The sequence below is a fragment of the Actinophytocola sp. genome (genome assembly GCF_036002505.1).
Classification (GTDB): Bacteria; Actinomycetota; Actinomycetes; order Mycobacteriales; family Pseudonocardiaceae; genus DASYTH01.
This window is the reverse complement of sequence record NZ_DASYTH010000063.1, coordinates 1-7,030: the sequence shown is the minus strand read 5'-3', so window position 1 is coordinate 7,030 and position 7,030 is coordinate 1. Positions and strand designations below refer to the sequence as shown.

7 protein-coding genes and 1 pseudogene are annotated in these 7,030 nt (G+C 69.5%); 2 read left to right on the top strand and 6 right to left on the bottom strand.

The annotated features are described in order from the left end of the window. Positions 1–148, top strand: a 148-nt coding sequence (locus tag VGR06_RS04865) for an ATP-binding protein (RefSeq protein WP_327557735.1), incomplete at its 5' end; no start/stop codon positions are given. A gap of 12 nt (positions 149–160) precedes the next feature. Here the strand turns inward: VGR06_RS04865 and VGR06_RS04860 are convergent. From VGR06_RS04860 to VGR06_RS04840, 5 genes and pseudogenes are all read right to left on the bottom strand, one after another. After that, entirely contained in the window at positions 161–430 is a 270-nt protein-coding gene (locus VGR06_RS04860) for a hypothetical protein (protein WP_327557734.1), read from the bottom strand. Positions 431–620: 190 nt separating this feature from the next. Then, complete coding sequence (locus VGR06_RS04855; RefSeq protein WP_327557733.1) at positions 621–764, bottom strand: hypothetical protein; 144 nt, start codon at positions 762–764, stop codon at positions 621–623. 40 nt (positions 765–804) lie between these two features. Next, positions 805–3,732 carry a type 2 lanthipeptide synthetase LanM family protein gene (locus VGR06_RS04850; RefSeq protein ID WP_327557732.1) on the bottom strand — a complete coding sequence of 976 codons (2,928 nt, stop codon included), beginning with the start codon at positions 3,730–3,732 and terminating at the stop codon, positions 805–807. 7 nt (positions 3,733–3,739) lie between these two features. Next, entirely contained in the window at positions 3,740–3,937 is a 198-nt protein-coding gene (locus VGR06_RS04845; protein WP_327557731.1) for a DUF6229 family protein, read from the bottom strand. Between the two features lie 172 nt (positions 3,938–4,109). Continuing rightward, positions 4,110–4,473: pseudogene (locus tag VGR06_RS04840) on the bottom strand (IS1380 family transposase); the annotation flags it as partial. Positions 4,474–4,985: 512 nt separating this feature from the next. Here VGR06_RS04840 and VGR06_RS04835 point away from each other — a divergent pair. After that, positions 4,986–5,360, top strand: coding sequence for a hypothetical protein (locus tag VGR06_RS04835; RefSeq protein WP_327557730.1), 375 nt, complete (start codon positions 4,986–4,988; stop codon positions 5,358–5,360). 410 nt (positions 5,361–5,770) lie between these two features. Here the strand turns inward: VGR06_RS04835 and VGR06_RS04830 are convergent. Next, on the bottom strand, positions 5,771–7,030 hold a 1,260-nt coding region (locus VGR06_RS04830; protein WP_327557729.1), incomplete at its 5' end, for a helix-turn-helix transcriptional regulator.

Sequence of the window (7,030 nt, the reverse complement as noted above, 5' to 3'; positions counted from 1 at the left end):
TGAGTGGGCTCGCACCTTCACCGATCCGCGGCTCTGCGCCGCGATTGTCGATCGCTTGACGTTCGACGCGTCCATCATCGAGACCGGCACCGAGTCGTTCCGGTTGCGCACCACCAAACGCCGCCGCAGCAGCACCCGGACCAGCTGACCCACACACCGGTCAGAACTGCGCTTCGCGCCAGTCCACCTCGACCGACCCCGCCGGCGGGACGCGGATCGTTCCAGCGTCGATCTCGACCCGCTCACCGGCGGCGATCTCGGCCGCGAACACGTCCAAGGTGTCCTCGTCCAGCCGGCAGTCCCACACCTCGCAGGCGTCCTCCAGCTCGCGGCGAACCACCGCGACCGGCCGGCCCGCGAACTCGATGAACACCTCGTCCAGCGCCCACACCAACGTCACCACCACCGGGCCAGGCTCACGCTCACTCACCACGCCATCGTCACCAGCCGAAGCGTCTGCGACCAGCAGAAACACCCGAACGAGGCGGGGCCAAATCAGAGTGCCGCCCCCTACGCCGACGACGGCAGGTGGGGCCACATCAAGATGCCGACCGGTCCCGCAACCCAGCCGCCGGGGCCAATTCAGAAGGCCGAACCGGGGCCAAAACGACTTGCCGAAATCAATCGCGGCCACTCCGGCCACCCACCTGCAGGACCAGGATGGTCACGGCCGCCAGCGGCGCCGCGTCGCTCAGGATCCGGGACGGCGGGCCGGATCGCCGCCGCAACAGCTGCCAGAACCCCAGCGGCGGCGCCGTGAGCAACCAGTAGAGCGACTCCAGTTCCTCCGCACCGGCCGGGCCGTCATCCGGCGGCCTGCGCCAACCGGCGCACGACCGGCCGCGCCGGGCCGGTCCGGCGCGGCAGGAGCAGGGACGGGACATCGCTGTCTGGATGCATCCTGAGCAACTGGTAGGCGATGCCGCTTATGCCATTGAACAGCGCGGGCGGGAAGGCCGCTCCAGGCACGTCACAGACCGGGCCGTGTCGCTCGACGCTGGTCAACAGCCGTGCATCCAACTCGGCCATGGTCAATTCCGGCGGCGCCACCTCCGCCTCGACGGCTGCCTGCAGCAGGTCGCGGTTGCCGAAGTCGCCATGGCACAGGGTGTGGGTCCACCCCAGGTCGGTCCAGCAGGCCGCGGCCGCGCACGCCAGCACCCGGCGGTGTCGCGAGGCGAGTCCGTCGGTCCGGAGCCCGTCGGCGGCGGCCAACCCGATGCCGGCCGAGCCGTTGCACCACGCGTGCGTGACGCGGGTGCCGGGCCGAAGGTCCAGCCAGCCGCCGTCGGCAGGGCTCCACAGCCCGTCCTCGAAGGCGAATGCAGCCATGGCCAGTTCCCGGTGCCTGCCCCGTCCGGTCGCCTCGGCCAGCCGGTTCAGCGCCCATCCGATGCCGCTGCTGCCGTGCGAGAAGCCGCCGAGGCCCCGCGGACCCTTGTCGTTGGGCCAGCAGGCCCGGCCGTCCTCGATCCGGGCGGCGCCGGCCAGCCGGTCGCCGATGTCGTCGGCGAGATCCAGCCACCGGCGTTCGCCGCAGCGGACGGCCAGGCGCAGCAGCGGCTCGATCGCGCCCGCCATACCCGCGGTCACGTCGAACCACTCGTCGGCCGCGACGGCGGCCGGTAGCAGTTCGGCGTGCGCGCGGGCCCGGTCCACCGCATCCGGTGCGTCCGGTTGCGTCCGGTCCACGCCCAACTCGTCGATGAGCAACCAGGAACTGACCTGTGAGCTCACACCGAGGTAACCACCGGCGCTGCCCGGCCGCATCGGCGTGCCTCGAGCACGGCGCCGCGACAGCAGGTCCTCGCCGGCACGGATGGTGCGCAGCACGGCGGCATACAGCCCGTCCAGGGCCGGGTGCTCGTCGGCGCGGCCCGCGCGGACCTCGTGGCGGTAGGCGGCGAACAGGCAGGCCAGGCCGGCGAGCCCGTTGTACAGGTCGGGTCCGAGCGGCTGGACGCACCAGCCGGTCTCGGTCAGCGACGGCGCGACCCAGGTGACGGTGCCGTCCGGGCCGTGCAGAGCGGCCTCGGCGAGCCGGTCGATGATCGACGCAGCCACGGCACGGCGGCGCCGGTCGATGTCGTCGCGGTCCGGGTCCGCCACGCCCAGTCGCTGTGCTCGCGGTAGCCCGCCCTCGTTGATGTACGCGCTGATCAGTGCGCCCTTGATCACCTGCCGGTCCGTCTCGATGTCCGCACCGCGCCACCGCTGCCGCGTCTCGTGGACCAGGTCGCGGTCCAGGCCCCAGGTGGTATCGCCCGGACCGGCCAGCCGGCCGGTGGCCGGTGTGGTGGTGAAGAACGGGACGTCGGCGACGAGCAGGTCGGCGACCTCGGCCGCGACCACCACCGGATCGGTGGGCACCGTGGGCATGACGGTCGCCTGCTCCACGAGCAGCTCGGCGGCGCGACCGGTCGCGGTCGCTTCGTCGTGCAGCGAGACCGGATGCCAGAGCATCCGCCCGAGCTCGACGTAGACCTCGGTGGACCGCACGACCACCCGCGTCGGGCAGTCGGCGAAACCGTTCAGGGGCTCGTCGAGCCGGCCGGCCCGGTCCAGCCCGGCGAGCCGCGCGCTCAGTTCGTCGAACCCGGCCAGCACGTCGGGCCAGTGCCGGGACACGAGGGGCACGCGGCTCGGATGGTTGTCGGTGGCGACCACGGCCCGCTCGCTGACCCGTTCGATCCGGGCCGTGTCGGTGCCCGCGTCGACCAGCACCGGCACGGTGACGGTGGGCTGCTCGTCGGGCAGCGAGCCACTGGCGGACAGGTCGGCGCCGCGCCAGCCCAGCGCCACCCCGCGGTCCGGCAGCAGGCCGGTGCGCAGCACGGACTGGGCGACCAGGTCGCTCGCGTGGTCGACCGCGAGCCCGAAACCGGTGGGCGCAAGGGGGTTGTGCGGGGTGAACAGGGTCTCGCAGTCGACCACCACCGGCACCGGCCCACAGGCGATCAGGTTCTCCGCGTGCAGGTCGCTGCCACCCACCAGCCGCATGACCGCCAGCCAGTGCCCGATGCCGCGATAGAAGGTGGTCAGCTCGGCCGGGTCGGCGCAGTAGCGGTGCGACACGTGCTCGGTCCAGCCGTGGTCACCGCGGTCGACGGCGTGCGGGACCCGAATCCTGGCTTCGGGCGGGCCGTCGAGGACGGCGTCGAGCAGCTGCTGCAAGCGCAGGTCGACGGCCACCGACCGCGGCTTGTACAGCATCCGGCCACCCGCGCACCGCAGCTGGGCCACCGTGCGTCCACCCCGGTGGCTGTCGCCGGCGCCAAGGTGCACGGCCAGCAGCTCACCGGCCGGGCCGGCCAGCACGTCGGTGAGGTCCGCCCGCTCGGACACGAAGTGCTCGGCAAGGGCCAGCCCCGCCGCGCACCGGTCGCCGATCAGGACGTCCAGGCGTCCCCGCAGGGAGGGATAGGCGGGCGCCAGGTCGCGCCAGAAGCCGGGGCGCGAGGCCAGGTCCAGGAACTCCGCCCAGCGTGCCCGCGGCTCGGCGCCGTGGAGCCTCCCGGTGAGGCGTGCGGCGTTGAGCTCCAGCACCAGCAACCGGGTGAGCTTGCGTTCCAGCACCACGAGCAGGGCGTCCCGAACCGCGTCGTGCACGACCACCCGCTCGGCGCGGCCCAGGCCGGGCAGGCCGTCCAGCCGGGCCGCCAGGCCGACCAGGAACGGCTCGGCCAGGCGACTCAGCGGGACAGCGAAGTGCTCTGTGCCGTTGTTCGACACTTGATGCTCAGCAGCAGCACCTGTCGCTGCCTGTGGAGCAGGTGGACAAGGTCTGCGCGGAGCTCGCCTGCACGATGTCGGCCTCGGCGAACGTGCCGCTGGCGTAGAGTTCCCCAGCCGGGTTGCCGAGGCCGTGGGTCGGTTCGGTGCTGCGACGCCACCCGGCGACGATCTCGTGGGCGTGTTCGGTGGCGAGGACCGGCATGAGTACCTCCTCGGGTCGGGATCGGATAGCTCATCGTAAGTCGAGGGTCACGGTGCGCACATCCGGGGAACGGGCTAGGTCCTGCAACGCCGCTACCCGCCGAACAGCCCAGCCGCCGCTGCCCGGGAGGGCAGGTTGAGCTTGTGCAGGATGTGCTCGACGTGCATCTCCACGGTGCGCTCGGTGACGCAGCGCCGTGATCGACATAGCCCAGCAGTGGGTGAAACCCGAAGGTCTGACTTCCAGGTCTTGGCCGCCCATTCCTTGTCCGAATGCGCAATCACCAGCGTGGCACCAGATCCAGGATCACCAGGCCGTCCTCGGCCAGCCGATCGATCAGCCGTGACACCGTCGGATCCGAGGCCACCACCCCGAACACTCCCGGCTGGGCCAGCACCAGCGCGATATCGGCAGCGCAGTCCTTACCCAATGCGACCCGCGACCGCGACCGCCAAGTCCAGCACGATCTTGCCCGGATCATGGCTGGCCAGCGGCAGCCGCCACGGCGCCAACCGCTTACCCAACAACCGATCCAGCCGACCGGCCTGCGCGGGGCCAACTTGATGTTGTGGTGGCACCAGTATTCCCTTGCAGGACAGGCACTTCCGTGCATCTACAACACGTGTCGCCTCAACTCCCGTGAAAGCGGAGGCTAAGCCGACTTCCCTTCGAAGTCCTCGCTCGAGGCTCATTCAATGCGTTGATTGCGCAGCTTCGGCCATACGGTCTGAGATTCTAATATCTGCTAAATCTTCAGTCAGTACGTTAAAGAAGCCGGCCGCTCGGTCTATATCTCCCCTTGCCCCTCAGCTCGCTTTGGATACGCCGCTTTGGTGGCGAGTGCGCTTCTACTGATTTTGCATCTATAGGTTATCGTTGTACATTATCAGCCACCTATCGAGGCGTCTGCTACGAGGGGCAAGCATCCGGCGCTCATCAGTGTGGACACGTGGGTGCGCATCCAAGACGTCCTGACCGCCCACAATGTCTCCGGCGAGAAAACCCGCAAGCACCCGCACCACCTCAAGGGCACGATCTTCTGCGGCGAGTGCAGCACACGGCTGGTCTACAGCCGCACCGTGGTCGAGGCGGCGTCTACGAGTACTTCATCTGCCTGAGCCGCAAGATCAAGCGTCGCTACTGCTCCCGTACCGTCACCCGGCTCGACAAGATCGAGGTCGGCATCGCGGTCGTCTATCGACGCTTCCAGATCGGCCAGCAGCGAGTGGCCGCCATCCGCCAAGCCGTCAGAACGGAGATCGCACTGGAGCGGGCTGACGCTGAGACCACCCAGGTCCGGGCACGCGAGCGGTTGGGCCAGGTCAAGGATGACTCGCCCGCGAACTGGCCACGGCCGAGCAGCAGCTTCGAGCGGCTGCCAAGACCCTCGATGACCTGGACGACACGCTTGAGCAGGCACTGACTGTTGCCGGCACCTGCGGGCGGGGAGTACCTGACGGCACGGCCGAGGGTGCGGGGGCGACGACTCAACACGCAACCAGCCGGATGACAAGATCATCCGGCTGGGGTTGCACAACGAACAGCTGTGCCCCCGGCAGGGTTCGTCACAGAACTGTCCGTGTCCCGGTGATCCGCCGGGTGATGGCGGTGGTCGGTGGGACGGTGGGCGGAGGGGGCTGCGATCGTAGCGATGTTGGGAGTCGATGGGGTCGGTTTGCTCGATCATCCCCGGGTATGGCCGAGGTCGGTTATCTGTTCGGCCCGGGTGGTGGTGGACGTCCGAAGAGCAGGAGCCGGCTTTCGGAGAGTGCCGACAGCGCCGCGACCTACGATCCGCCTCATACATGGGCCAGGACTCATCTGACGGTGGACCTACCGGTTGGCGAGGTCGGGGAACCGGTAGGCGAGTTCGGTGCGGCTTCGGACGCCGAGTTTCCGGTACACGTTACCGAGATGGAACTCGATGGTTTTGGCGCTGAGGAACAGGGCGGTGGCGACCTCGCGATTTGTCGAGCCTTCCACTACTCCGCGAGCGACCTGGTACTCCTGGGGGGTCAGTTCCTCCACGGCGGATGTGCCTGGCCGTCGGCGCATGGCTTCGCCGGTGGCGGTTAGTTCGTTGCGGGTTCGGTCCGCCCAGGGCTCGGCGTGAAGCCGCTCGAAGTTCCCCAGCGCCCGGCGCAACTGCTCGCGGGCTCGGATCCGCTGGCCCGAACGCCGCAGGCGCTCCCCGAAACTGAGGTGGGTGCGCCCGGTCTCCAAGGGGCAGCTCACTTGCCCGTGGAGCTCGAGAGCTTGCTCGAAGCAGTGTGGGTAGTCGGTCTCACCAGCCACCAGGCCGCGCAGCCGCCACGCAACCGCGGCGTGCAACGGGAATTGGGTGTCTCGGGTGAGTTGGTCGACGATCTCGGCCATGTGCGCAGTGAGCTCGCGACCGCTGCGAATGTATGCCTCTACGAGGTCCGGGTGGCCCTCCTCAGCGCCTGTTACGGCCGGAACATGAACACCAGCGCGGAAATGCGCGATCGCTTCGTCGTATCGCCCGAGGCCGAGCTCGAGGAGTCCGAGCGCCTCGGTCGCATCACGTGGGTAGTCGGTGTCCTCGCGGGTGAGAGCCAACGCCTCGGCGGCATTCGCCCGGCACGATTCCTCGGCGCCGCGGATGGCCTCGACGTGCGCGAGTGCGCTCAGGGCGAGATAGCGCCAGAATTCGTCGCCGGTGAGGCGAGACAACTCGACGGCTTCGGCGGCCATCGCGCGGGCGGCGCCCAGATTGCCGGCAAGCGCCTCCGCACGGCTGACGGCACACAATGCGAACGGCAGCATCCCGAGGGCTCCCGCCCCGCGCAGGTCCCGCACGACGGCGACCAGCAGTTCGCGCGCCGCGATGTGTTCGCCGATCCAGGTCATCCCAAGACCGGCCGCGATGACGTATTCCACCGCTGGCCGGTCGTCGGCGGTGCGCTTGGCGATGGTGGCGGACTCCGCCAGTTGGCGAGCTCCCTCCGGCAACTGGCCCATATGCAGGAGGATCAGGCCCCGGAAGAGCTTGGCGACGAGCGCAATGTTGCCGGTCTGGTCTCGGACGAGGCCTTCGGCTCGCCCCGCGTCCTCGATGGCCGCAGCAGCATC

What these genes read in the sequence shown, in the direction of transcription:
- VGR06_RS04845 (WP_327557731.1), bottom strand. Translation starts at nt 3,937, where the DNA reads ATGCCGGTCCTCGCCACCGAACACGCCCACGAGATCGTCGCCGGGTGG.